We start from the raw sequence: 24,936 nt of genomic DNA, 5'->3' as shown, positions 1-24,936 counted from the left end.
TCCCGGAAGGGAATTCCAGGCTCAGGGCGAGGAATCCGTCAGCGCTCCGCGTCCAGATGCGACTTTCGGGCCGTGGGCCCTCCTCCGCCCGGCAGAGCCGGCGTTCGGGCGACCCGGCTGGAGAAATTCATTTCGCCGCCATATCCGCTACCCAATTATGACACCCGTGATTCCGCGTGCCCGGACGCGGGTGACGAAGGAGTGTGCACATGACGTTCAACGCTCTGATGGGCACGTCCCCGAACGGTGACGAACTGCCGCGGGTCGGCGCCACCGCACGGCTCCACACCGTGATCAGCGGCCACTGGTCCTCGGACGTCCTGCTGCGCCTGCGTCTGAGGCGATGGCCGGACCCGGCGGAGCCGCAGCCTGCGGGCCATGAGGTGGTCGCCCTCGACGACGGCGGCTACGCGCACACCGTGGACACCGGCACCGGCTTCGTCACGGTGCAATTCACGCCCGAGCCGGACTCCGCGCCGTACGCGCTCGAGCACAGCGATCCGCCGACCCCGCGCTGGCGCGCAGCCGTGCTCACGGAAAGCGTCCAGTCGGACGATTCGACGCCGGCCGCGGTCGCCCGGGCGCTGGCCGAGGCCCTGCGGAGCGAAGGCGCCGCCTTCAGCGAGACCGAGGTGGCGAAATTGTGGGAGGCGATGCCGCTGTTGCGCCGGTACGCCACCGAGGACAGCGCCCTCGCCGACTGGGCACTGATATTCCGCGACCACTACGTGGAGAACAGTGTCGGCTTCCTGCTGGCGGCCGAACGCGCCGGATTCTCACCGCAGTGGATCTACGCCCTGGACAAGGGCGACAAAACATTACGCCGGGACCGCGTGCACGGATGGTTCCTGTCGCGAGGCTACCGCAGCGCCACCCTTGACAACTCCGTCGTGAACGGCACCGCCACTGACGAGGAAGTGCGCCGGGCGCGCGAGGTGGGCTCCGACGTGGATGCCTTCATCCGGGCGGCACACGCCGACGGTCGGCGCGTGCTCATGGTCGACGACGGTGGCATCATCGCCCTCGGCTCAACGCGCGAGCGCCTGGTCACCGAACGGCCGGACGCCGCGCTGGAGTTGACCGTCAGCGGCCTCAAACGCATATCGACGGCGACCGACATGCGCCTTCCCGTCCTCAACATGGCGCGCTCCGAGGTCAAGACGCACCTGGCCTACAACGAGATCGCCGATTCCTGCGTGCGGCGGCTGCGCGCCATCGTGCCGGGGGAGAAGTTCGTGGGCCGGCGGGTGCTGTCCCTGGGCTTCGGCACTCTGGGCGCCCGGGTCGCCAGGGCCCTGCGCGCGACCGGGTGCCGCGTCACCGTCGTGGACACCGACACACTCGCCCTCGTACGTGCCGCCGAGGAGGGCTTCGACACCAGCCGCTCGGCCCATGAGGCACTGCGGCGCACCCGCCCCTTCCTGATCATCGGGACCACCGGCGAGGACGCGCTTACCGAGGCCGACCTGGCACTGCTGCCCGACAGCGTGCTCCTGGCCGGATTCGCCACCCGGGACTTCAGCCTGCTCAGCGAGCGTCGCGTCGCCACGACGGCGTCGGACGTCCCCGGCGTGGGCGTCCGCTACACCTTGCCCGGGCGCCGCTCGGCCGTCCTCCTCGGCGACGGCCGGTCCCTGAACCTCTACGCCTACGAGGGCATCCCCAACCGGGGCTATGACGCCTACCGCGCCGCCACCCTGGTCGCCGCCAAGCACCTGTGCCGGGCCGCCGCCGACCTGGCGCCCGGCATCCACCTCGATGTCGTAGACGAAGTGGTGCGCAACGCAGGGCTGTTCGACGCGTACTACGACACGTATCTCGCCGACACGGCCCAGCCGACCGAAGCCGCCGTCGAGGACGATGGGGGCGCCGCATGAGTGACCTGCCCCGCGTGTGCGTCGTCGGCTACGGAGTGGCCGGCAAACTGCACCACCGTCTGCTGGAAGCCGCCGGTCTGCGCGTGTGCACCGTGGACCCGGACCTGACCGGCATGCCCGTCGGCGTACACCGCCACCGGCCCATCGAGCACAGCCCTACCGTGGCGGACATGGCGGGCCCCGTGCACCTGTGGTCGCTCTGCACACCCACCCAGTCACACGTCGACGTCCTGGCGCAGGTCCTGAACCGTGACCCGCGAGCCCGCGTCATCATGGAGAAGCCGGCCTGCCGGGCACAGGACGTGCCCCGTCTCCTGGATCTGCTGGAGCGGCATCCCGGGGCGCGCGTGGTCGTGATGAACCAGTACCGGCACGCCCACGCGCTGCGCCTGCTGGACGACCTCCGGCGCCATCACATGCCGGACCATCCGGTGACGGCGGTGCGCGTCGCCTTCAGCAAGGACCGGCGGCCCGACATGGAGGCGGGCCGGTTCGTCGACCGCGACCACGGCGTCTTCGGCTACGAATGGCCGCACATGCTGGCGGTGGCGAGCCGGCTGCTGCCGCCCGACGCCTACCGTGCCTATGTCGAGAGCCCGGTCGAGGACGTACGCGGCATCGTCGACGAGGACTACTTCGTCACCGCCGCCCGGGAACGCGCCGTGGTGGCGGACGGCGTGGAACTGGAGCTGTACTCGTCGGTCGTCGGGGACGCACCGGAGGACACCGACGTCCCCGACTGGGCCCGACCCTTCGGCCACTCCACCGGCGGCCGCCGACGGCTCGCCCAACTCCAGGTCGGCCCGGCCTTGTTCACGGCGGAAATGGACCCCGTAGCACTGCCGGACGGCAGCCGGCTGCCCGGCAACACCCACCGGCTGACGGCCCAGTTGCCCAACGGATGCCAGGAGACGCTGGTGAACGACTCCCCCATGGACAACGCCCTGCGCACCGCGGTCGCCCGGCTGCTCGGAGACCTGCCCCTGCCCCCGGTCGACCTGCGGCCCGTGCACCGCATCAACGCCTTGGCGGGCCACTTCGGGCATGCCCGTGCGACCGCCGCGGCCGGACGCCTGAGCGGAGGCGCCGTATGAGCAGGCTCCGCTTCGGCGTCATCGGCTGCGGTGTGATCGGTGGCCTGCACGCCCGGGTGCTCAGCACCTACCCACCGCTCGCCGAACGGGCGCGACTCGTCGCCGTCGCATCGCCCTCACCCGAGCGCGCACACCGGCTGGCCGAGGAGACCGGCAGCGAGGCGACGGACGTCGCCACCCTGATCGAGCGCTCTGATATCGATGTCGTCAGCGTGTGCACCCCCAGTGGCCTCCACGCCGAGCTCGGGCTGCGGGCACTGGCCGCAGGCAAGCACGTCGTCGTGGAGAAGCCCATCGACGTGACCGCCCGAGCGGCGGACCGGCTGATCACCGGTGCCCGACAGGCCGGGCGCGCCCTGGCCGTCATCAGCCAGCGCCGCTTCGACCCCGCCTCCCGGACTCTGCGTGCCGCCCTGGACGCCGAAGAGTTCGGAACGCTGACGTCCGGGCTGGTGGAAGTCCCCCTGTGGCGCGGCCAGTCCTACTACGACTCAGGCGGCTGGCGCGGCAGCCGGGCCCTGGACGGCGGGGGCGCGCTCCTCAACCAAGGGGTGCACGCCCTCGACCTCCTCCAGTGGCTGATGGGCCCGGTCGTCGAGGTCACCGCGCACACCGCACTCAAGGGTCACCACGGCATCGAAGTCGAGGACGTCGTCACCGCGAGCCTGCGGCATGCCGGCGGCGCCCTGACGTCCCTGCTGGCAACGACCGCGGCGTATCCGGGGCGCACCACGCGCCTGACGGTCCACGGCGACCGGGGAAGCGCCGTGATCGACAACGACGAACTCACCTGGTTCCATGCCGCCGGGCGGCAGGACACCACCTCCGCCTACGGTGCCTACGGAGCAGGCAACCAGGCCGCCGAGCGCTGTCCTGCCGCTCCCGCCGGGCAGCGGGACGCCAGCGGCCTGCTCCCCTCGCCGCACGGCGACCAACTCCTCGACTTCTGCGACGCGGTCACCGAGGGCCGGGCCCCCGCCGTCGACGGCGAGGAGGGCCGCAGGGCCCTGCTGACAGTGCTCGCGGTGTACGAGGCGGCGCGCACCGGCGCCGTCACGCAGGTGGCACCAGCCGCTGAGACGTCACCCACCCCATCCTCCCCCATGACCCCGGAGCAGGCATGACCAGTGTGAGTTTCGTCGTCGCCGACGACGAGTTCGAGCGTGACTTCCTGCAGCTTCCCCTGGACGTGGCCAACGCGGCCGCCCTCCTCAGGCGGGACGGGGTGGACGTCGTCGTCTGGGACCGCCGCCTGAGCGACGAGGCGCCCCGAGTCGACGCGGTCGACGTGGCCGTCGTCGTGACGGCGATCGCGGACCGCGCCCAGTGCTACCCCCTCGATCTGGGCCCGGTGCGCACCGCCGTGGAACAGGTGCGGCTGACCTGGCCGCAGGCCACCGTCCTCGCCGTCGGCCCGCACGCCACCCAACTGCCCACGGCCACGCTGCGCGAGCTGGGCGTGGACCACGTGGCGCGCGGCGAGGCGGACGCGGCGGCGGTGCACGGCGTACGGGACCTGTTGAGCGGCAAGCCGGTGCTGGGCGAACTGCCACTGAGCGGGACGTATCCGCCGCTGGACTTCGACGGCGCGCCCCTGCCCGCCTACGACCTGCTGGACCTGACTGCCTACACGGCCGAGACGTTCACCGGCGGACGGGTCAGGCGCGGGCCGTGCGGCATGGTGCTGGGCGTGCGCGGCTGCACCTACGGATGCACGTTCTGCCATCTGCCGTTCGGCACGCGGATGCGCCCGGAGCCCGTGGAGCGCACGCTCGCGGAGATCGCGGAGATGCGCGAACGCGGCGTTGACTCGCTGTTCTTCCTCGACTACGTCTTCGGTCTGCACCCGACCTTCTACAAGGAGCTGTGCACCGGACTCGTCGGAGGCGGTCTGGGCTGGAGCGGGCAGAGCCGAGCGGAGGTGGTCCTGCGCCAGGACGTGGACCTGTGGGCCGCCGCGGGATGCAACGGGATGTGGCTGGGCGCCGAGTCGCCGGCCGTCGCGCAGACCGGCGTCGGCAAACGTGTCCCGGCGGAGAAGATCGACGCCGCGATCCGCCGGCTCTCGACAGCGGGGATCACGCCGTTCGCCTTCATCCTGCTGGGCCTGCCCGGTGACCCGGCCTGCCTGAGCGGCGAAGTAGTCGACTGGGCCGCCTCACTGCCGGGATACTTCGGGCTCAACCAGCTCTTCTTGCGCCCTGGAACCCCGCTCTACGACGAACTGGCGGCCGACTACAACGGCGGTACCAAGCCCGCGACATGGGTCGAGGTGGAAGCGGTGACGCGGCGCTACCGGGAGCGCTATCCGGTCAGCCTTGACGATCTGTGGCAGCGGCTCGTCAAGCTGCCGAACTACATCGGCAACGCGATGGCCGCCGTATGAGCACTGGCCACTTCGTAGCCGCCGCCACGCCGGTACGACCCACCCGGCCCGGGGCCCAACGGCAAGAGTCCGTCGTACCGTGACTGCGGAGGCCCAAAGCGCGGCACGCGAGGCGACTGCCGCCGGCCCGGTGCTACCGCGCGCGTTCTGGTGGCTGTGGACCGCCACGCTCGTCAACCGGCTCGGCGGCTTCGTCGTCGTGTTCCTGTCGCTGTACGTGACGCTCGACCGGGGCTACTCGGCGTCCTTCGCGGGGCTCGTCACCACCCTGTACGGCGTCGGCGGCGCCGTCGGCTCGGTCGTGGGCGGCCTGTTCGCCGACTGGTTTGGCCGGCGGAAAACGCTGTTGGGTGCTCAGCTCCTTAGCGCCGTCGGCGCGGGGGTGCTCGCCTTCACCCAGGGGGAGGCCGCGCTCGCGGTCACCGCGTGCCTGGTCGGCCTGGCGGGCAACGCCGCCCGGCCGGTCGTCCAAGCCGTGGTGGCCGACATGGTCACCGCGACGGCACGCGTCAGGGCCTTCTCCCTCGTCCACTGGGCCGTCAACATCGGCGTGGCGGTCTCCGCCGCGCTCGCCGGAGTGCTGGCGCAGCGCGGATACACCCTGCTGTTCCTCGGTGAGGCGGCCGTGACCGTGGTATGCGCGCTGACCCTGTACCTCGCGGTGCCCGAGACGCGTCCCGATCCGGCCCGGCATGGAGACGACGCCAACCCGGGGACGCAAGCGGGGGAACCGGGGGAACTGTCACGAGCACGACGCTTCGTGGCCTTCGTGGCCGTGACCTTCCTGGTCGGGCTGCTGATGCAGGAGGTCAGTACCGCGCTGCCGCTCACCATGACACGAGCGGGTCTCAGCGCACGCGACTACGGCCTGGTCATCAGTCTCAACAGCCTTCTCGTAGTCGCGCTGCAACTCCCCGCAGGTCGGATCCTCGCCCGACACGGTCCGGCGGCGCCGCTGGCCGTCGGGAGCCTACTGCTGGGCGGGGGGCTGGGGATGACGGCCTTGGCGGCCTCCCTCTGGACGTACGCCCTCACCGTCGTGGTGTGGACGGTCGGCGAGATCCTCATGGCCCCGACCGCCATGGCCGCCGTGGCCGACCTCGTGCCCGGCCACGCGCACGGGCGCTACCAGGGGATGTACAGCTTCGCCTGGTCCGCGGCGGCGTGCGTCGCGCCGGCGGTCTCGGGATACGCACTGGACACCGTGGGCCCGACCACCCTGTGGTGCGCGAGCGCGACACTGGGCGCGCTGGCGTCCGCGGGGTACTTCCTCATTCTGCGCGGACGGCGCGACGGCTGACGGCCGAGACGACCGACGAGCAGCACGATCGACGAGCAGAAGGATGCACAGGGATGGCTGATGAGATTACCTTTTGGGACTTCTCGAGGTCGCAGGCGCTCAGCCGTTACAACGGTTCGAGCATCGACGTGCGGGAGATCGCGGAATTGTGCGGTGTCCGCGGCGAGATCGAAGCCGTCGAACCGCAATTCCCGTCCGCGGACGAGATGGTGAGCATCCATCCCCTGGCACTGAAGCGGCCGCGCCGGTGGGAGGCGGCGATCGCCGCGATGATCTACGCCTCCAGCGGACAGATCGCCTTACGGGAGGAGATCATCAAGGCGCGGGAGCTACTGGACCGGCTGCCGAAGCCCGATCGAAGCGCTCTCACCGTGTCACGCATGCTGGCGCTGGTCCCCGCCATGATCGCCGGCTTCCGCTTCAGCCGGCAGGGCGAAAGGTTCAACCCGGAGGCGAACCGCTATCTGGAAGGCGCGCGTTTCCTGTCGGTGCTGCTGGAGGAGCGGCCGGCCCTCGACGTGGAGATCGGACTGTGCGCGCACCGGGCCGGCGTGAGCAATCCGGTTCTTCCGGAACACGTCAGCTCGACGGGCGCGAACCGCATGGTCGCGTTCGTGGCCTCGCTGCTGGACAACTCGCGGGCGAGGCAGCGCACGGTCAGCGTCTCTCAGCAGACTGCGACCGACCGGGCCGCCGGCACGGTCAACTCCCTCGTCTTCCTGCACTACGCGCTCGAAGGAAAGTTGGAACTCTTCCTCCGCACCCTCGACCAGCACGCGGACGACATACGAGCGGTGCTGGCGCGGCACAACGCCGCCTCGGCGACGCGTTTCCGGTTCACCCCGCTCGATCCGTTCAGCGAGGTGGTGGAGCGGGACATGGAGGAGGTGTTCGGACCGGGCTGGACCAGTGCGCCCACCGATCCGCGATGGAGAGGCGGGCAGACGCTGGACTCGGCCGTCAAGGAGGCGAAGGGGAAGATGGCGCGGTTCATGCGGAACCCGCCGCTGGACATCGACCGTCTGCTCAGGCTGCACAAGGACTCCGAGACCCCCAGTGAGCGAGGTGTGTCGGCACTCCACTGGTTCGACCGGCACCAACGGCAATCGCTCGACGTCCGGGCCCGTTACGACGTCGCCTTCCACTACCGCCTGGCCCTGACCACGCTGGAGAAGGACGGCGTGGGGATCGGCATGGAACGGGGGTGGGATGCGTACCAGTGGCTGGCCTGGAGCGCCGCGTACGGCTCCGCCCGAACAGCGATGCCGCTCCTGTACGCCAGGAGCTCGACCGAGCCCGCGAGCCACGTCTCCCTGCGGAGCTTCAATCTCCGGCAGTTCTGGTGAGAGGCAAGCCACCACAGGGCCGATGCAGCTCGACGCCGTCGACGCGGCATCCGGCATCCCCGGCTGCCCGCCACACGGCGGGCGCGACCGGCCTGGTGACCGGCAGCCAGGTCGCGGCCATCTCCGCCTGCCCGGCCGGGATGCCGATTGCCCTCTCCCTCGATCCGCTCGACGTGCGCCGGCGCATCCACGCCCCGCCTCGACCACGTCCCACGTGTCGCCGCACTCTCACATCTGACCGTCTATTGTTCCTCAGCCCCGCACCGCGCTGAGGCGCTTGGGGTACGTCCGAAGCGCGGCGCGCTTTCGTCATCGAGCTGCTCCAGGAAGCCGCCCAGAGTGTCGGTGATCTCGTCCAGGCAGCGGGCGCTGAAGAGCACCGGCTGGTAGCCGCAGATGTCGTACTTGGTGGCGAGCATGGCTCGGATGCTCAGCGGACGGATCCGGGAGCGCCGCAGCCGGCGGATCTCCCCGTAGGAGGAGAGCAGGGCCGCTCCGTACGCTTTGGGTTCCCCACCTTCGTCCAGGACCCCGTACTCCAGGGTGAACCAGTACACGTCGCTGATCATCTGGAGGACGTCCTCGTCCTCGACCCGCATCGCTGCCTGCCCGATGAGGCGGTAGATGTCGGCGAAGGCCGGCGAGGCCAGGTGGATCCCGTGACCGAAGACGTCATGGATGACGTCGGGCTCGGGTGTGAACAGCGGCATGGCCGAGTGGCGGACGAACTGCACGGCATGGAAGTAGCCCTCGGCCATCGACCCCAGGAACCGCTTGTTCTCGACCACGCCGCCCGCGAGGGTGAAGTCGAAGCCCGTCAACCGCCGCAGGCGTGAAGCGACTTCGGCATGCTGTGGGATGTGGTCCGCGGGGATAGCGGCCTGCTCTCTGGCGTCGAGGACACCACGGCACGCGTGCTCGCGTTGGGCGGTCCACAGCGCCTGGTGGACGATGCGCCAGGTCTGCTCCTCGGTCTCGCTATATTCCACCGGCGGTGACGGATCACCGACCCGGTGACTGCGGGCCGGCGCGGCGATGGCCCCACGCCGCCGCAGGTAGCGAGGATCGCTGAGCCCGGGGTGCTCCACGGACGCGCCCAGCCGGCCATCGGCCGCGACGGGTGTCCGAAGCTGAATATCACTCACGAACCGATTCTTCTCCACCGGCACGAAACGACACACTCGGGCGCTCGATCCGGCGTCGACCCTGCTCTGAGACCCGCATCGGCGCAATACCGCGCTCGAACAAGGCGGCCGCCGGTGGTGGCGGCCAGCGCGCGCACACCCTGGAAGACACGTCCGGCAAGATTTCCATCGACCCGCAATTCCTGACCTCCGCCACTTGCGCGGATCCCTCGGCCGGCTACTTCACGCGGCATGTCTTCACGCGAGGGCCACGGCACACAGCGTCAGCGGGCCGTGGGATTCCCTGCTGCCGGCTAGGCCGGTCACGGTGTCTCCCTGTGCCGCCTGGACGACCGGGGGCACCCGCACGACGGGCGCGTCCTCGGCCGGGGGCGCGGAGGACTGCGTGACGCCGTCTTCCTTCAAGGCCTTGGTCTCGCTCTTGAGGATGCGCATGCACTTGCCGAGTCCGCGGGCAGCCTCCGGCAGCTCCTTCGAACCAAACAGCGCGACGATGACGATCGCCACGATCAGCGGGTGCGAGGGTCCCAGTCCGCTGCGGAGCATCCCGCCCGCCCCACCCAGACGGTGCCATCTATTCGAGTGGAGGGGGCGTTGCTGAGCGGCCAGATGCCGGGGACGGTACCTGCCTACGTGCCGGAGAGAGAAAGAACGCTGACCTTCCTGGACGCCGCGGCAGGCTACGCCGCGCCACATCCTGAACCAGTGCACCCTCGCCGACCACGCCGGGACCCCACCGCGACCGGAACTGCTGCGCGTGAGCGCGGGTAGGACGGCAGGGCCCGCGGTGCCCGAAGAAGCGACGCCCAAGTTGACCCCCTACCGGGGGAGCGCCGTCTCCTGACTCTTGGGCGACGTGACGGCTTCAAGGGCCAGGAGACGGCATGCCGCGCCCGCCGTTCCGGGACGGCCGCGGCGTTCAAGGCAGCAGCACCATCAGACACCATCCTTGCAGCGTTCCTGCCCGAACACGCCCCGAGCGCTTCCCGTACACCCGTCTGGAGGACGGGCTGGAATTTCGGCCGGTCGGCTGGGCCACGGGGGCGTCTTGGTGTGCCGGCTGCGCGGGACGCGCCTCGATCCCGGGGCCCCAGAACAGGCCATGCGGTGTGGCCTGTGGGCAGCGTGACGGTGATGCGGCGCATGTTCTGTCCGGGGATGTGGAGGACAGTGATGCAAGTTCCGGCTGAGCCGGGGAGGTGAGGGCCCTCCGGGTTCGTGTGGAGTGCGACATCTACACCGGCCGGAAAGGCCCTCGCGGCACACCGTAACCCACCCCAGACGGGCCGGACGGCCATACATGGCCCGCTGCGTGGTCGAGGACGGGCGGCCGCTGCGCCGGACCGTCGAACGCTTCCAGGTCACACCGCGATCGGCGAGCGGTGGGCCGCCCGTTTCGCCGACCCCGCCGACAGGACTGAAGAGGTGGCCCGGGTCACCGATCCGGCCCAACTGCCGTAACCGGCTCCCTGCCCGTGCTGTGCGAAGAGGCGCGTGTGCCGTGCTCCCTGCGGCAGGTCCACACTCACTAGGAGATTTTGATGTCGCGTATCACAAAGGCCTCGCGGTTACCGCCTCAGCCGCTGCCATCCTCGCCGGCGGCGCCGGCCTGGCGGCCGCGGACGCCACCGCCGAAGGCGCCGCCATCGGCTCCCCCGGCGTCCTGTCCGGCAACGTCGTCCAAGTGCCCATCCACATCCCCGTCAACATCTGCGGCAACACCGTCAACGTCGTCGACCTCCTCAACCCCGCCTTCGGCAACGTCTGCATCAACAAGAGCGGCGGCGACAAGGACCACTACAAGGACCAGCACGGCGAGTACTGACAGGCCGCTGGCCTGCCGGCAGCCACAGTCTCGCACTCAACAGAGCACGCCATCCTCCCGACCAGCCGCACAGCACACCCCCTGAGCGATCCGGCCTCCCCCACCTCCAAAGGAGGCCGGATCGCCACCCCACGGCGTACCTTCCGCCCCCAGAAGTGGGGCACTCCCCCGCAACATCGGAGCTGGGCGTCACCCCGACCACGCAGCCGTCCGCGCCGGGGCGCCGCGAGTTCGGCTTTGCGGAACCGCCGACCCTGCTGGAGCGCGAGCGAGGGTCCGAGGTGGTCGATGATCCGGTCGGCGGCGGACTTCGACACCCCGGACAGCGGGGCGAGTCGACGCAGGGTTAGGTCAGGTCGTGTCTCCTAACTCCTGGGCACGAAGGGCGGCATAAAGGGCTTCGCTCGCTGTGCTCGTAGACTTATGACGTGGCATTCATGAGCACCCCGCACTGCTGCTTCCTGTGATCGGAAGGCGCTGAGGGCGATGCCGGACGGCGTCGCCCTCCTTGGCGTGCCTGCTGCGTGATTCACGTCCCGATACTGCCCGTTCCTTACTGAGGCAGTGACGCTTCGATCGCGCAGGCACGATCCCTTCCCTTCCCCCCTTACCAGGAGTGTCTCGTGCCTGTGTCGCTTCCCCCTGCCCTCGATCTGTCCCTTGACCTGCTGCGTTGCCCGACGTGTCGTACGCGCCGCCTGCACCATGACCGCGGTGCACTGCGTTGCCCGGTGGGCCATACATTCGACATCGCCCGCCACGGCTATGCCGGTCTGCTGACGGGCACCTGCGCCACCAGTGGCGACGACGCGGCCATGGTGCAGGCCCGAGCCCGGTTCCTGTCCGCCGGCATCTACGCGCCCATCCGCGAAGTCGGGGCCCGCCTGGCGGCCGACGCCGTCTCTGAGCGGGGCACGGTGGTGGATGTGGGCTGCGGCACGGGCTACTACCTGACTGGCGTACTCGACCATCTGCCCGGCACCCGTGGTCTGGGACTGGACACATCGGTGCGCGCACTGCGCACGGCAGCCCGTGCCCACGACCGAGCCGCAGCGGTGGCCTGGGACGTCTTCCGTCCCTTCCCACTGGCCGACGCGGCGGCCGATGTCGTGCTGGACGTGTTCGCGCCACGCAACCCGGCCGAGTTCCACCGCATACTGCGCCCGACCGGCCGGCTGATCGTGGTCCGCCCCACCGGGCGGCACTTGGCCGAGCTGCGCGGCCAGGTGTCTGCCATGCTCACGATCGACCCGGCCAAGGAACAGCGCCTGCACCGGGCGCTCAACCCCTTCTTCGAGGTGGCCGTTACCGAACAGGTGGAGTATTCCACGCTCTTGACCAGGACGGATGCCCTGGACCTGCTTGCGATGACGCCGAGCGCACGCCACGTGAATCGTGCAGACCTGAACGACGGCCGCGTCCTGCCCGATCAGGTCACCGTCTCCGTCCTGGCCACCGCCTACCAGCCTCGGTGACCACGAGCGGCGCATGCGCCCGCTGACCGACGAGCAACGGTCACGCCGGGCGTCGTGGCTTCCCTGCGCTGCGGGGAAGCCACGACGCGCGCCGCAACTCCGGCGGGTGGCCAGGTACGGCGGGCCCACCGAGTTCCTGTCCCGAAGCACGGCGGCAGTGCCCGCCACGCACAGCCACCGACCAGCACGTCGATGATCGCCGCGAACAGCGGCTCACCTTGGACGGAGGGATCAGCGGCTCAACGATCTCCCACAATCCTTCCCGAACAATCCAACTCCACGTCCCCCGCCCCACATCGCGGTCAGCGACGCCTGCCTCACCATGTAGGACACGCGCTTGGATCGTGTCCTACATGGCTGAGTGTCCGCTGTGCTCGGGATGGATCGTTCCGGACGGGCTGTGGAAGACAGCAAAGCCGTTACTCCCTCCTGTTCGCGCACGGCCGCAGGGTGGTTGGGTTCGCGAACATCGATGACGAGGCGGTGTTCGCCGCGATGGTCTACGTGCTCGTCAGTGGATGCGCGGGGCGGGCTCTGCCGCCGTGTTTCGGGGCGTCGAAGTCGACCGTGCCTCGCCGGTTCCTGATCTGGTCGCGTGCCGGTGTCTGGCCCCGGCTGAGGTCCTCAAACTGACTATGTAGGACACGGTCTTAGGGAATCGTCAGGGGCGGGCGGTGAGGAGGCCGTGGGTGCCGGTCAGCAGGAGCAGGGCCGTGGGTTGGTGCTGGAGGCCGGTGACGGTGAGGTGTCCGCCTGTCGCCTCAAGGCGTCGACGGAGCACGAGCAGGAGTTTGAGGCCGCTGGAGTCCATGAAGAAGACGCCCGACAGGTCCAGCTGCAGCATCCGGCTATCCAGCGGAATGTCGGCTGCGGCGTGGGTTGCCTTCTCGAGTTCGGGACGGCTCTGGACGTCCATGTCGCCGGTGACGATGATCAGGGTGTAGGTGTGGTGGTGCCGGCGGGTCACCACGGTGAAGTCGTTCATGGTCCCCCAGTGGATCGGGGGCAAGCCCATCAGGCCGCCCGGCGAAGGGGGCGTCGAGCAGGCGGCATAGGGCCGCGTGCAGTCGAGCAAGACAACCCGTACCGCGACCCGGTCACCACATGACCCTCAAGGGCGGCGCGGGGCCTCCTACCAGACCAGGCTGGTTGTCCACGCAGCCTGGCACACATCAGGCACCATCCACCACCCTCCCCGCACCAAGGCAGGACAGGTAGCACGAGACGTCGGCGCACCTGCAGATGTTCACGGCCCAAGTTCGCCGAAGCCCGCGATTGGCTGACCATCTTCTACCTGCCGCCCTACACACACCGACTTCAACCCCGTCGAAGGATCTGGTCCCTCCTGCGACGCGGCCGGCTCTCCAACGCCGCCTTCAGCACCCGCGAACACCTCATTCAGCGTATCCGCCGCGGCTACGACACACCCAGTACCGCAGCGACCTCATAGACTTGTTCACCAGCTCGGGGGGCCCCCTACACAGCGCTGTTCCGATCCTCCCGGAGCCGGCAGACATCCAAAGTGGCGTGATCCCGCTTGCGCCTCCCATGTCCTAGTAGCGGCCCCCTCGATGGGGTGGTCCCGGCGTCGCGAACGGAACCGACTGGCACGGGTTCCCGCTAGCGTGGAAGAAGAAGGTGCCTGATCACAATGAAATATCCGGGGCGGCGAGAAGGCCGTCTTCGAAGCGGCGCTGCGGATCTCTGACCTGTTCCTGTCCAGCGGACCGTCCCCTCTGACGCGGACTCCGAGGCAGGACTGCCTTGAGATGTGCGTGTACGCGGACGCCGCCCCCGGGACATCCGTCGACCAGGCCGCGATCGGCCCCAGCCGCGGGGGCGTTCCACGCGGGCCGGCGCCGGGTCCGGCACCAGGCCCTTTCTGACGACGGGTGCGGTCGGTTCCGGGCTCTGCGAGAACGCGTCCAGCGTGTCGGTCACCCGCAGCGCGTGCTTCGCACCGGACCGCCGCCTTGGCAATCTGGCCCACCTCCTGGGGAACCCGGTCCGAGACCACCGCCGCCGCCTCGAACCGGGCCGGGGTCGAGGACTGCGTCCTCGCGGTGATCCGCCGGTCGTCCGGCTCCGACCGCGACGTCCGCCCGGCCTTATACAGATAGGGCCGGTCAGTCGTCGATGGCCTGGTAGCGGGTGGTCCAGAAGTCCGCACGGCCCGCGCCGAGTCCGGGGGCGGGCATCCCTGTCCGAGTGAGCAAGATGCTGACGAGTTGGTTGCGCGGGTCGGCATATGTCGTGGTGCCGGCTCCGCCGTCCCAGCCGGTTACCGCGGCGACTACGCGCTCATTGGCCACCGAAGCGGTCGAACCGCCCGCCCGGGAGGCCCCTAGACGTGAGGCCGAGCAGCGCCCGGCTGAAAGGGCAGGGACAGGATCGGCGAGGCCGCTCCTGCTCCCTGCCCGTGCGTCACACCCGCCGCAACTGCCACTGCCTGCCCCGGTGGTCTCCTTCCGCCCGGTGCTGCGTGATCACCACAGGCGCGTTGGTTTCGACGCCCAGAAGCAGACCGCTGCTCCGGTTCGCGATCTCGTAGACCCGGGGTCGTCGGCCACGGCGCCCACCGGGATCAGCCGCCAGTGCCGATGGTGTGCCTCGTCGCCTTCGTAGGCGCGCGGCGCGACCACCGCCCCGGGCGCCCCCTGGGCTTCGTCGACCTCCAGAACCTTCCCCGCTGCGCATGTTCTCGATCGTGTAGACCACGTCGCCGCTGTCGCTCCTACCGGCTACGACCAGCCGCCACCGCTGCGACTGGCGGGGAGCGGCGAGCGACTGCTGGATTCTTGGCCCCGTCCTTGAGCGACTCTCGCGTGACCCCGATCCGCAGCCGGCTGCGGACGCTCGCCCAGGACACCACCGTGCCCGATTCGGGCACTCCCGCCATGGCGGCCGCCGCGACCTTCCGTACCGGTGGTTGACGTAGTCGGCGATGTAGAGGGCGCCGACGCAGTCGACCGCGAGCCCGAATGGGAATGGGTAGTTCAGCCGGGCGGAGGTGGCGGGACCGCCGTCACCGCTGCGCTCATCGTCATCCCCTCACCGTGTGTCGGGCGGCCAGGACTGAGGTCTTGCCGATCGTGTCCGAAGACCGAAGGAGCGGAAGGCGGCAAGCGCGCACGCGCGTGGACGTCGTGGCGATCACTCGTCGACCGTGTGTTGCAAGGTCATCTGGGTACCGTTGCGCGTGATGCCCACGGGCACCGCGGTTCCGGCTCGCTTATCGGCGAGGGCGGCGCTGAGGGATGCCGCCGACGTGACCGGCTGACCGTCGACGGAGGTGATGATGTCCTTGTCTCGGAATCCCGCGGCGGCGGCATTCAGATCGGGGTCGACGAAACGAACCCGGGCGCCTCCTCCCCGGGGACGCTGCTGACGTACCCGCCGAAGGCCCCCGGGAGTGCCCTGGGTGATGTTGACGCTTCAGTCCACCACCACACCTTCAAAGGTGAGAGTGCCGGTGAACCGGCCCCCTGCCATGGGCGCGTCGTCCGCAGCGACAACGTCAACCTTGAAAGGCCGGCTCCACACCCAGTTGTTGCTCTGCAGCGAAAAGCCGGCGGACGAGCCGTCGGAGGCAATGGACACAGGGCAGCTCATGCCGCTGCACCAGGGGTCCACCCGGACGATGCGCGTGTACTGCGGAGCCTGGATCTGCGCATGCCTTGGACTTGAGCGGACCCGCCCGTCCGGCGGGAACACTACCGTCCTGGCCGGCCCCGGGGCATCGAGGTCAGGGACAGACGACGGAGGCGTCGGCGCTCGGAGCGCCGCGACCGCACCAGGAACGGTGACCAACAAGAACAGCGAGGACAGCGTCGGGGTCGACACCTCCGACACCACCGAGACGTCCGCGAGCACCTCCGCGACGAACTCCGTCTCGAACACGATGACCAACTCGATTGGGTTCACGACAAGCGGCAGCGCCACCGGCAACGCGTCGCTCAACGCTCAGCTGGCCCTGGGTATCGCGGCCACCGTAGGCGGCTCCTTGAACACCAGCTGGGCCTCGAAGTCACAGATCTCCGGCAAGGTCCCGCCGAACACCCGCGTGCAGACCATGGTCACGCAATGGCGCAACCACAAGCAGTACTCCTACGAGATCCCGGTGACCTTCTCCGGGCTGATCGCGGTGCAGTACCACGTGCCGGTGACGGTCCTGTCTCCCCCGCAGCCAAAAACCCACCCCGGCCTGAAGCGGCTGGTCGCCCGCGACATCGCCGACCTCGATCTGGCACCAGGCGGCTTCCGCATGAAAGGGCCGGCCGAGGTCGTCTCCGCCCTGGAGGTCCACCACACGGCGAACGGTCCCCCGTACGGGCGGCTCGACGGGCACCCGCCTCCGGACGGCCGGAGGATCAGTGCGGGGACACGCGACGGGAGCCGATCAAGGATGACGAACACCGCCGGTCGCTCGAAGAGGGCGCGCATCGTCCTGTCAGGTGTGCTGATCCTCGCCGGGGTCGTCTCGACCGGGTGCAGCCGCGAGGCCCGCGACGCCGGGCAGGGGCCTGGAGCAGGGCCCCGCCCCCAGGCGGCGCGCTCCGGCAGGGTCACCGTCGTCTACGAGGCACAAACGGTCAAACCGCAGGACCGGAAGGCCGTGGCACTCATCCGGACCTCCCGCGTGCTGGAGCGTACGGCCGACTGGGTGAACAGATCACTCACCCTCCCGCACGACATGGTCGTGAAGGTCACCGCCGCCGTGCCGCCCGGCGTCACCGACGCCGTCACCCAGCCCGACGGCAGGACGATCTTCGTCCCGCCACCGTTCCTGACCGAGATCGAGAAGGCCCTCACCGACGTCGTGAAGACCGTCGAACGGCCCGCCCCGTTCCCCGCGTCCGAGTACAACACCGACGACCTGACCGTGCTGTCGACCGAATTCATCTTCGGCCACGAGATGGGCCATGCCCTGCAGCGCCAGCTCCTCCTGGCCAACCTCGGTCTCGAAGAGGACGCGGCGGACGGCTTCGCGTCCTTCTATACCGTCAACGAGGTCGGGCCGGGTCCGTCGCTGGCCGCCGCGATCCTCTTCGACGAGATCGCACGCAAGGAAGGCACGCCGACCCTGGAGGGCATGTCGAGCGACCACCCCGTCACCCAGCAGCGGGCCTTCAACTTCCTGTGCTACCTGGAGGGCAGCGACCCGAAGAAGTACCAGCAGGCCCTGGTCGACAGCGGCTATCTCCCGCAGACCCGCGCCCCCCTCTGCCCGCAGGCATGGGCAATGCTGGACTACGGCTGGTGGACCCAGCTCCGACCCCACTTCAGCGGGGCGTTCAGCGACCGGGGTGCCGAGGAGCAGAAGAAGGCGCACGGGCGGCTGCTCACGGAGACGGAGACTCTGACGAAGCGCATCGACGAGATCCGCAGAGGTCAATGAGTTGGATGACGCGTACCCCGTCGATCCCGTCCGCGTAGTCGCGCAGCATGGTTCGGGGACTTCGACGGCGGGTTCGGGGGCTGACACTGATGGCGTCGATGGCGCGGTCCAGACGGTGGGTCTCGTTCTCGGAGCGTTTGTTGAGCTGGGTGAGTGCGGCTCCACCATGACGACGCGCGAGCGGCGCGCGGAGGGGTCAGGCGACACGAGGCTGCTCATCCGCGAGGTGGGCCGGGTGGACAGCGCGGGCGGTCTCCCCCGGGACCCCGGTGTCCGGGGCGGGATAGCCGTGGGCGGCGATGTCCTCCTGCACCGAGGCGAGGACACGACTTGCGCCCGCTGCTCGGCCGCGTACGCGAGGACGGACGCGGCGGCGTGCTCGTCGAGGCGCAGTCGTTCGGGCACGGGCGCGGTGGCCGGCTGCCGGGTCATCCAGGACTCACGATCCGTCATTTGACGTAGTGTCACCACGGCATCGCCCAGACCGCGGACTGGATCCGCTCCGCCAAAACCAAAAGCCGGCAAGGTGGACGCTGGGGCGTGCTGTTACCGGGGGACGGCGTCGTGCTCTCTTCTGTGTCCCGCGCGCTGAACCGGCCGCAGAGTCGCCTGCACGCAGGCGGGGGCCGTTCCGAGCGGCCGCGCCGTGACTCCGGCGCCGGCGGATCGTTTCTCCTGTCGAAATCGCGCGGATGCACACCCGCTCCCGATGCGGCGCGGCGATCTCGGCGGAGCCGGGGGCGCCTTCTCTCCCGGGTCCGCCGCCACCTGGCGGTGAAAGCCAGCGGGTTTTGTTCGCTGACCGTGAGATGCGGGCACCTCCCACGCCCCACCCTGCGCCGCACCCCCAGGGGCACCCCCCGGGCATCGACCGGCAGCCGCGCTCCTGGCTGCCGGACCGGACACCGCCGGCGGGGCCGCCGGTGCGGCAGCCTCCAAATTCCCGCCAGCAGCAGCCTGTACGGGCGGCTGCCTGCGCCTGGCGGATGTAGGAGTGGAGATGAAGTGGGCCTGGGGGGCTACGAGGCCGACGGTGCCATCAGGAGACAAAACGATCGTCGCCCGTGGAATAGGGGCGGTGCGGCGGGTGGCGCGCCGGTGGATGGGGATCAGGCTCCAGCGTGCCACCGGTGATCAGGCAGAAAGGTCACGTCGTACTGCTGGGGGACGGTGGCGAACTTGCCGGGTTCGGGAACGACAGGTTTGCAGGGCAGGGTGAGCGCGTCGGTGGGGGCGCCGAAGTTCTCGAAGAACCGCTCGAACGTGCGGCCGGGGCCGGCGGCCACGCCGACGACCCTGCTGTGGTGGCGCTCCATGCGGTATGCGTGCGGGCAGTTCTTGGGCACGAAGCCGAAGTCGCCCGGGGTCAGCAGCTTCTCGTGCTGGTTGCCCTGCAGGTCCTCGACGAACAGCTGGACCGCGCCGTCGGCGATGTAGAAGACCTCATGGGTGTCGGGGTGGGAGTGTGCCGGGATGATGTCGCCCTTGGGGCCTTCGACGGTAAAGAAGTTGAAGGAGTTCTCGGTCTGCTCGCCGCCCGCGTAAATGGTGACCAGGTCGCCGAAGAGATGGGCGCGGTCGCCGTGCCCCTTCTCGATGAAATAGGGCGTGCCCGGCTCGGTGGGGATGTGTGAGCGGGTGCGGTAGCGGGTGGTGTATTCGATGGTCATCTGTGGTCTGCCGATCGTCGTGGGGAAGCGGATGACACTCATGCGAAGTCGGGCCGTGTACGCGGCGGGGGCCGACGCAGGAGATGATCAGGCCGCCCTTTTGAGGGTTTCGGACACTACGGCCTCGTATTCGACGCGCCCGTGGGCAGTCAGACCGCGTTCCGACCCCATTCACGCTATGCCGAGGAGCGGGGCACACCGCCTATACTTGGGACACGTCATGAAGAAATACGGACAGGCTTGTCAGGGCTCGTCTGCGCGGGACTTCGCGGCCATCCCCTACCGTCCGACGCCGGGCACGCCGCCAGGCATAGAGGTGCTGCCGCTTGAGCGTCTCACCGAACGTGCCCACAGCCACGGCGTCGACCCCTACCGGCCCAGTCGCCCCGTCTTCCACCTGCTCGTGCACGTTGAGGCGGGCATGCTGCGCTGCTCGGTCGACTTCAGTACGGACGAGGTCTCTCCGGGCGACTGGCTGTGGGTACGGCCCAGCCAGGTCGTGGAGTTTCTGACCCCGCTGGACCGCGCCAGGGGCACCGTGGTCGTCTTCCCGGCCGGTTTCCTCAGCGATGCCACCGCCACGCTCACCAGCCCCTCCGAACACGGCCGCCCCCGGCATGGGACCCCCTCCGTCCGGCAGGCGGAGTCACTGTGCCGCGTCCTCAACGCTCTCAAAGACGAATACGCCCACCTTTCCGATCTGCCGTTGACGGCACACATCGAGACGATGCGGCACCTGCTGTCCGCCCTTCTGATCCGTCTCGCCCACGTGGACGGCTCCGCACTCCCGGAGGGTGCGGCCGGCGAGCCGTTCCGCCGGTTCCGCGAGGCCGTCGAGCAGGACTTCACCCTCACCCACCGCGTCGAGGACTACGCCGCACGCGTCGGCTACAGCACGCGCACTCTCACCCGCGCCACCCACGCCGCCATCGGATGCGGCGCCAAACGCTTCATCGACGACCGGGTCCTTCTGGAAGCGAAACGGCTCCTCGTCCACACCACCCTGACCCCCGCCGTCATCGGCGAGCGCATCGGCTTCAAACACCCGACCGCCTTCAGCGCCTTCTTCCGCCAGCGCACTGATACCACCCCCACCAAGTTCCGTGCCTTGGTCGTCAGCGCACCTACCGCACCAGTCCCCGGAAACGCCAACAGCCAGACCGCATCCGGATAGACCAAGAGGGTCCGAAGCTGTGAATCGTGCCCGGACCCCGGATGTTCCCCCGCCCTGCCCGGTGTGCCGGGTGTGCCGGGTGCCGACCCGGAAGGTCCACGGATACCGCAGCGGGACCGTGGCGGATGTGCCGGTCGACGCCCGGAAGGTCGTGGTCCATGTCCGGGTGCGACGCTCTGCCCCACGTGCACAGCTTCTGCAACGGCCTGGGACTCGACCGCGCCGCCGTCAACGCCGGCCTCGCCCTGCCCCACCACAACGGCCGCATCGAAGGCGTCAACATCCGCGCCACCCGGACGGGCTGCTCTCACAGGGCAGGCCAGACCTCCCGCGCAAATCCTTGGTGACTGCCGTGCCGCTGCTCATGGCTGCGGTCGCTTCCGTCCGTTTTCCCGCCTTCCCTGGACAAGCGGACGGCGGCCTGGTCCGGGCCGAGGCAAACTCCGCCTGCTCCGCCCTGGCGCATCGAGGAGGCCTGCGGCACGCCCCGGATGCACCCTGACCGTTTCGGGGCGAATCGGGGACATTCGGCCGTGGTTGGGACCCGTACGCCACCGGTCCACGCGGGGTTTCGTGCGGTGGCCGGGTAGCCGGGAAGGTCAGCCGGAGGTGGCGAGTGCCCGGGCGGGCTGCGTCTGCTCGTAGGCGTGGCCGACCCGCAGGAGCGTGGGCTCTCCGAGGGGCCGGCCGAGCAGTTGCATGCCGATGGGCAGGCCCGCCTCGTCGTGGCCGACCGGAACGGTCAGGGCGGGCACTCCGGTGATGTTGGCGGGGGCGCAGAGGCGTACGTAGGCGTCGGAGACGCTCTCGGGGGTGCCGTCGGGCCAGGTGACGGTTTCCTCGTCAACCTCGACCGCGGGCATGGGGACACTCGGGGCGGCGATCACGTCGACCTCCTCCAGCATCCGTGCCCACTGCGCGCGCATGAGCGTGCGGGAGCGCTGGGCGCGCAGGTAGTCACCGGCGCTCATCAGCTCGCTCGCCTCCAGGAGGATGCGGACGTCCTCCTGGTACCGGTCGGGGACCGTGCGCAGACTGTGCTCGTGGTAGGCGCCGGCTTCGGGCACCATCAGGCCCCACTGGGTGGCTTGGATGTAGCGGGTCATCGGGATGTCGACTTCGACGAGCCGCGCGCCCAGGGCTTCCAGTTGTGCGACGGCGTCCCGGACGGCGGTCTCCACCCGCGGGTGGACGTGGTCGAAGTAGTAGGTGCGCGGCAGGCCGATGCGTAGCCCGGTCAGGTCCGTCCCGGCACCGGGTCGGTAGTCCGCGGCGGACACGGGCAGCGAGGCGGGGTCGCGCGGGTCGTGTCCGACCAGCGCGGTCAGGACCAGCGCGGCGTCCTCGACGGTGCGGGTGATCGGGCCGACGTGGTCCAGCGACCAGGACAGGGAGGTGACGCCGTGACGGGGGACGAGGCCGTAGGTCGGCTTGAGGCCGACGACCCCGTTGAGCGCGGCGGGCACCCGGATGGACCCTCCGGTGTCGGTGCCCAGGGCGAAGGTCGCGGCGCCCGAGGCCACGGCGACCGCGGAACCGCCGCTGGACCCGCCGGCGACCCGGCCGCGGTCCCAGGCGTTGCGGGTCTGCGGGGTGGTCAGGCCGAACGCGAATTCGTGGGTGTGGGTCTTGCCGAGCAGGATCGCACCGGCCGCGCCCAGCCGGGCGGCGACCACGCTGTCCGCTGTCGCGCGATGGCCGGCGCGGACCCGGGAGCCGGCCGTGGTGGCCATCCCCTCGACGTCGATCAGGTCTTTGAGCCCCATCGGAATGCCGTGCAGCGGTCCCCGGTGGCGGCCCTGCGCCACTTCGTGTGCGGCTTCGACGGCCGCCCGGCGCGCCTGCTCCGCCGTGACCGTGACGTAGGCGCCGAGGTGGGGCTCCGCCTCCTCGATGTGGTCGAGGACGGAGTCGACCAGTTCGACGGGGGACAGCCGCCGGGCGCGTATCGCGTCCGCGGCGGCGGCGAGGGGCAGTTCATACGGTTGCATCGCGCTTTTCTTCCTCGTGCTGTGCGGCGCGGTAAGCGGTGGCGGGCGGGACGTCCGCGAAGTCCAGCTCGTGCAGGAGCTTGACGACGCTGTGGATGTGGTTGGCGACCGCGGCGACGGCCGCGTGGCGCTCAGCGGGCAGGACCAGTCCGGTTCGGGCGGCCCAGCGGGCGGCCTCGGGTGGGGTGAGTTCATCAGCCGCCATGGGGTTCTGCCTTTCGGTGGAGGAGGGAGCGGCGGCGTGGCCGACGCTCGGAGAGCCGACGGGGCGCCGGCCGGCGGCTCGCGCCGGGTCGGGTGCGTAGGTTCGTCCGGCGAGCGGGCCGCGCGGTCAGGCCGAGCTGACGGGCAGCTGGGCGCCGGGCTCGGCGAGGAGCCGGTAGCGGCCGTTCTCCCGACGGACGGTGCCACCGGTGGGCTGCGGGAAGTGGGTACCCAGGAGCAGCGCGTCGGTGTCCGTCAGGGCGTCCAGGAGCCGGGCGCGGGTGCGGACGGCCTGGGCGGGGTCGATGTCGACGCAGCTGTTCACGTGGGGGTGGGACAGCTGGACGGGGTGGTGGATGCTGTCGCCGGTGATCAGCGCGTGGCGGTCGCTGCCGCGCAGTTCCACGGCGACTTGTCCCGGGGTGTGGCCCGGGGCGGGGAGGAGGAGGACGCCGGGGGCCACCTCGCGCCCTCGCGCGGGGACGTCCACGAGGTCGTACTGTCCGGCGTCGCGGACGGGGGTGACGGAGTCGCGGAACATCTGGCGTCGGGGCTCGTCCAGTTCGGCGGTGGCCCAGTGGTCCCACTCGGTGCGGCTCGCGAGGTAGCGGGCGTTGGGGAAGGTGGGGACCCAGTCCCCGCCGGTGAGGCGGGTGTTCCAGCCGACGTGATCGGTGTGCAGGTGCGTGGTGATCACCAGGTCCACGGACTCGGGCGGGAAGCCGGTTGCCGCAAGGCGCTGCGGGAAGTCGGTGCGAAGGCCGTTCCAGGCGGGGTTGGCCCGCGGCTTGTCGTTGCCGATGCCGGTGTCGACGACGATCCGCAGCCCGCCGGCCTCCACGGCGAAGCTGTGGCTCGCCAGCCGCGGCACGTCGGCGTCGGCGAAGTCGGGGCGCAGCCACGGCGCCTCGTCCAGGACCTCCCTGGTCGCGTCCGGTAGCAGCCAGGGCCCGGTCTGGCGGGGCAGTTCGACCTCGTCGACGCGTCGCACGACGAGATCGCCGAGGTTCCAACCCGTGCTGGTGCGGAAGGCGGCAGGACGGGACGTGGTGGTGACCACCGGCGGGTCCTTTCTGATGGGCGGGCAGGGGAACACCTCTCACCTACGGCGGTAAACGCAAATCTTTTGCGTTTACCGCCGTAGGTGAGAGTAGACCTCACGCCCCCCGAAAAGCAAACATTTAGCTTTTAGCCGCCCGAGGCCGGCCTTGGGCCGAGCACCGTCGCCACGAGACGGTCGGTGTAGGCCGACGACAGGTCCGAGGGGCGGAAGAGGATGCGGTACAGGAGGGGGGCGACGACGGCGTCCAGCAGGGTCTCCACGTCAGGCACGGCCTCCCCGCGCCCGGCCGCGCGCACCCCGATGACCTTCAGCTGCTCGGCTGCGTAGTCGGAGCAGCGCAGCGCATTGCCCTGCTCTGGGTCCCCCAGCAGGGCGTCGCGGACGTAGGTGCGGCCCACAGTGGAGGACATCTCCTCCGCGAACTGCACCGCCCACGCCGCCAAGTCCGCCCGGAGGTCACCGTGGTCGACCGGCGGGGCGTCGGGGCGCAACCGCTCGACGGCCACGTCCGACAGCAGCTCCCGCAGGTCCCCCCAGCGCCGGTAGACGGTGGACGGCGTCACTCCCGCGCGGGCCGCGATCAGTGGCACGGTGAGCGCGTCCCGGCCCACCTCGGCCTCCAGATCACGCACGGCCTGGTGCACGGACTGCTGGACGCGGGCACTGCGCCCGCCGGGGCGCGAGGTGGGTCGGGCACTCATGCACCCAGCTTAACGCGAAGCAATTGCGTCTGCGTCTGCGTCTGCCATCCATCCCCGTGGAATCGCCCCGCGGGTGAGGGTCTGCTGGTGTGAGAGCAGTGCGGCCACGGCTTGGAGGGTGTCGCTCATGTGTTCGCGGCGGCCGAGGTGACGGGCGAGTGCTCGCCAGTTCTTGAGGTGTGCGATGCCGCGCTCGACGCGCATGCGGCGTGAGGAGTGTGCCTTGCGCTGGCGTTCGTAGATCTCCTCGTACCAGTCCGGTGGGTTCTTCTTGAACTCGCGGTGCG

At 70.0% G+C, this 24,936-nt stretch carries 21 protein-coding genes and 8 pseudogenes; 15 read left to right on the top strand and 14 right to left on the bottom strand.

The features are described 5' to 3' along the window. Positions 1-209 precede the first annotated feature (209 nt). From E6R62_RS26495 to E6R62_RS26470, 6 genes are all read left to right on the top strand, one after another. Positions 210-1,877, top strand: coding sequence for a hypothetical protein (locus tag E6R62_RS26495; RefSeq protein WP_136216008.1), 1,668 nt, complete (start codon positions 210-212; stop codon positions 1,875-1,877). Then, entirely contained in the window at positions 1,874-2,971 is a 1,098-nt protein-coding gene (locus tag E6R62_RS26490) for a Gfo/Idh/MocA family oxidoreductase (RefSeq protein ID WP_168714193.1), read from the top strand. The genes E6R62_RS26495 and E6R62_RS26490 overlap by 4 nt, the downstream gene beginning before the upstream one ends. Then, entirely contained in the window at positions 2,968-4,095 is a 1,128-nt protein-coding gene (locus E6R62_RS26485) for a Gfo/Idh/MocA family protein (RefSeq protein WP_136216007.1), read from the top strand. Before E6R62_RS26490 ends, E6R62_RS26485 begins: the two co-directional genes overlap by 4 nt. Further along, complete coding sequence (locus E6R62_RS26480) at positions 4,092-5,357, top strand: radical SAM protein (protein WP_136216006.1); 1,266 nt, start codon at positions 4,092-4,094, stop codon at positions 5,355-5,357. The genes E6R62_RS26485 and E6R62_RS26480 overlap by 4 nt, the downstream gene beginning before the upstream one ends. A gap of 79 nt (positions 5,358-5,436) precedes the next feature. After that, entirely contained in the window at positions 5,437-6,657 is a 1,221-nt protein-coding gene (locus E6R62_RS26475) for an MFS transporter (RefSeq protein ID WP_136216005.1), read from the top strand. A 53-nt stretch (positions 6,658-6,710) separates the two neighbouring features. After that, entirely contained in the window at positions 6,711-8,003 is a 1,293-nt protein-coding gene (locus E6R62_RS26470) for a hypothetical protein (protein WP_136216004.1), read from the top strand. 242 nt (positions 8,004-8,245) lie between these two features. Here E6R62_RS26470 and E6R62_RS26465 read toward each other — a convergent pair whose 3' ends face one another. Together E6R62_RS26465 and tatA are read right to left on the bottom strand one after the other, a co-directional pair. Next, entirely contained in the window at positions 8,246-9,091 is an 846-nt protein-coding gene (locus tag E6R62_RS26465; protein WP_240801917.1) for a phenylalanine 4-monooxygenase, read from the bottom strand. Positions 9,092-9,385: 294 nt separating this feature from the next. After that, positions 9,386-9,694 (bottom strand): Sec-independent protein translocase subunit TatA, encoded by a 309-nt coding sequence (tatA, locus tag E6R62_RS26460; RefSeq protein WP_136216002.1) that lies wholly within the window; start codon positions 9,692-9,694, stop codon positions 9,386-9,388. A gap of 672 nt (positions 9,695-10,366) precedes the next feature. Between tatA and E6R62_RS41195 the strand changes: the two are divergent. Both E6R62_RS41195 and E6R62_RS41845 read left to right on the top strand, forming a co-directional pair. Continuing rightward, positions 10,367-10,529: pseudogene (locus E6R62_RS41195) on the top strand (IS481 family transposase); the annotation flags it as partial. Positions 10,530-10,689: 160 nt separating this feature from the next. After that, positions 10,690-10,973, top strand: a pseudogene (locus E6R62_RS41845) (chaplin). 236 nt (positions 10,974-11,209) lie between these two features. Here E6R62_RS41845 and E6R62_RS26450 read toward each other — a convergent pair. Then, positions 11,210-11,332: pseudogene (locus E6R62_RS26450) on the bottom strand (IS5/IS1182 family transposase); the annotation flags it as partial. Positions 11,333-11,596: 264 nt separating this feature from the next. Here E6R62_RS26450 and E6R62_RS26445 point away from each other — a divergent pair. Beyond that, a complete protein-coding gene (locus tag E6R62_RS26445) occupies positions 11,597-12,448 on the top strand; it encodes a putative RNA methyltransferase (RefSeq protein WP_206308851.1) in 852 nt (283 codons plus the stop codon). Between the two features lie 140 nt (positions 12,449-12,588). Here E6R62_RS26445 and E6R62_RS40330 read toward each other — a convergent pair. Continuing rightward, positions 12,589-12,743, bottom strand: a pseudogene (locus E6R62_RS40330) (transposase); the annotation flags it as partial. A 58-nt stretch (positions 12,744-12,801) separates the two neighbouring features. Between E6R62_RS40330 and E6R62_RS26435 the strand changes: the two are divergent. Next, positions 12,802-13,066, top strand: a pseudogene (locus E6R62_RS26435) (transposase); the annotation flags it as partial. A 43-nt stretch (positions 13,067-13,109) separates the two neighbouring features. On the opposite strand, the gene E6R62_RS26430 reads toward E6R62_RS26435, so the two are convergent. After that, positions 13,110-13,433 carry an STAS domain-containing protein gene (locus E6R62_RS26430; RefSeq protein WP_168714192.1) on the bottom strand — a complete coding sequence of 108 codons (324 nt, stop codon included), beginning with the start codon at positions 13,431-13,433 and terminating at the stop codon, positions 13,110-13,112. Positions 13,434-13,703: 270 nt separating this feature from the next. On the opposite strand from E6R62_RS26430, the pseudogene E6R62_RS41185 reads away from it, so the two are divergent. After that, a pseudogene (locus E6R62_RS41185) lies at positions 13,704-14,005 on the top strand (hypothetical protein); the annotation flags it as partial. A gap of 569 nt (positions 14,006-14,574) precedes the next feature. On the opposite strand, the gene E6R62_RS26420 reads toward E6R62_RS41185, so the two are convergent. The 4 genes and pseudogenes from E6R62_RS26420 to E6R62_RS39805 form a co-directional block, all read right to left on the bottom strand. Beyond that, positions 14,575-14,760, bottom strand: coding sequence for a hypothetical protein (locus E6R62_RS26420; protein ID WP_240801906.1), 186 nt, complete (start codon positions 14,758-14,760; stop codon positions 14,575-14,577). A gap of 112 nt (positions 14,761-14,872) precedes the next feature. Further along, positions 14,873-15,478: pseudogene (locus E6R62_RS41180) on the bottom strand (RICIN domain-containing protein); the annotation flags it as partial. A 123-nt stretch (positions 15,479-15,601) separates the two neighbouring features. Continuing rightward, positions 15,602-15,874, bottom strand: a complete 273-nt coding sequence (locus tag E6R62_RS42235; protein WP_136216043.1) for a PDZ domain-containing protein — start codon at positions 15,872-15,874, stop codon at positions 15,602-15,604. 9 nt (positions 15,875-15,883) lie between these two features. After that, complete coding sequence (locus E6R62_RS39805) at positions 15,884-16,048, bottom strand: hypothetical protein (protein WP_168714191.1); 165 nt, start codon at positions 16,046-16,048, stop codon at positions 15,884-15,886. A gap of 199 nt (positions 16,049-16,247) precedes the next feature. On the opposite strand from E6R62_RS39805, the pseudogene E6R62_RS26405 reads away from it, so the two are divergent. Continuing rightward, a pseudogene (locus E6R62_RS26405) lies at positions 16,248-16,760 on the top strand (hypothetical protein); the annotation flags it as partial. Positions 16,761-16,853: 93 nt separating this feature from the next. Further along, a complete protein-coding gene (locus E6R62_RS26400) occupies positions 16,854-17,846 on the top strand; it encodes a DUF4344 domain-containing metallopeptidase (RefSeq protein ID WP_168714196.1) in 993 nt (330 codons plus the stop codon). A gap of 1,109 nt (positions 17,847-18,955) precedes the next feature. Here the strand turns inward: E6R62_RS26400 and E6R62_RS26385 are convergent. Next, positions 18,956-19,516, bottom strand: a complete 561-nt coding sequence (locus E6R62_RS26385; protein WP_136216042.1) for a quercetin 2,3-dioxygenase — start codon at positions 19,514-19,516, stop codon at positions 18,956-18,958. 220 nt (positions 19,517-19,736) lie between these two features. On the opposite strand from E6R62_RS26385, the gene E6R62_RS26380 reads away from it, so the two are divergent. Together E6R62_RS26380 and E6R62_RS26375 are read left to right on the top strand one after the other, a co-directional pair. Beyond that, positions 19,737-20,690 (top strand): AraC family transcriptional regulator, encoded by a 954-nt coding sequence (locus E6R62_RS26380; protein WP_136215999.1) that lies wholly within the window; start codon positions 19,737-19,739, stop codon positions 20,688-20,690. A 158-nt stretch (positions 20,691-20,848) separates the two neighbouring features. After that, positions 20,849-21,037 carry a hypothetical protein gene (locus tag E6R62_RS26375; protein WP_136215998.1) on the top strand — a complete coding sequence of 63 codons (189 nt, stop codon included), beginning with the start codon at positions 20,849-20,851 and terminating at the stop codon, positions 21,035-21,037. A 252-nt stretch (positions 21,038-21,289) separates the two neighbouring features. Here E6R62_RS26375 and E6R62_RS26370 read toward each other — a convergent pair whose 3' ends face one another. The 4 genes from E6R62_RS26370 to E6R62_RS26355 all read right to left on the bottom strand — a co-directional run bounded on the left by E6R62_RS26370 (position 21,290) and on the right by E6R62_RS26355 (position 24,649). Continuing rightward, positions 21,290-22,681 (bottom strand): amidase, encoded by a 1,392-nt coding sequence (locus tag E6R62_RS26370; RefSeq protein WP_136215997.1) that lies wholly within the window; start codon positions 22,679-22,681, stop codon positions 21,290-21,292. Further along, entirely contained in the window at positions 22,668-22,886 is a 219-nt protein-coding gene (locus tag E6R62_RS26365; protein WP_136215996.1) for a hypothetical protein, read from the bottom strand. The genes E6R62_RS26370 and E6R62_RS26365 overlap by 14 nt, the downstream gene beginning before the upstream one ends. Before the next feature lie 126 nt (positions 22,887-23,012). Beyond that, positions 23,013-23,945 carry an MBL fold metallo-hydrolase gene (locus E6R62_RS26360; protein ID WP_136215995.1) on the bottom strand — a complete coding sequence of 311 codons (933 nt, stop codon included), beginning with the start codon at positions 23,943-23,945 and terminating at the stop codon, positions 23,013-23,015. 128 nt (positions 23,946-24,073) lie between these two features. Then, the gene (locus tag E6R62_RS26355; RefSeq protein ID WP_136215994.1) at positions 24,074-24,649 is read right to left on the bottom strand and encodes a TetR/AcrR family transcriptional regulator; all 576 of its coding nucleotides are present in this window, start codon (positions 24,647-24,649) and stop codon (positions 24,074-24,076) included. Between the last annotated feature and the right edge of the window lie 287 nt (positions 24,650-24,936).

It is taken from the genome of Streptomyces sp. A1136 (assembly GCF_004795055.1).
In the GTDB taxonomy this organism is placed as follows: domain Bacteria; phylum Actinomycetota; class Actinomycetes; order Streptomycetales; family Streptomycetaceae; genus Streptomyces.
The sequence above is the reverse complement of the archived record's forward strand: the minus strand, read 5'-3'. Positions and strand labels throughout refer to the sequence as shown.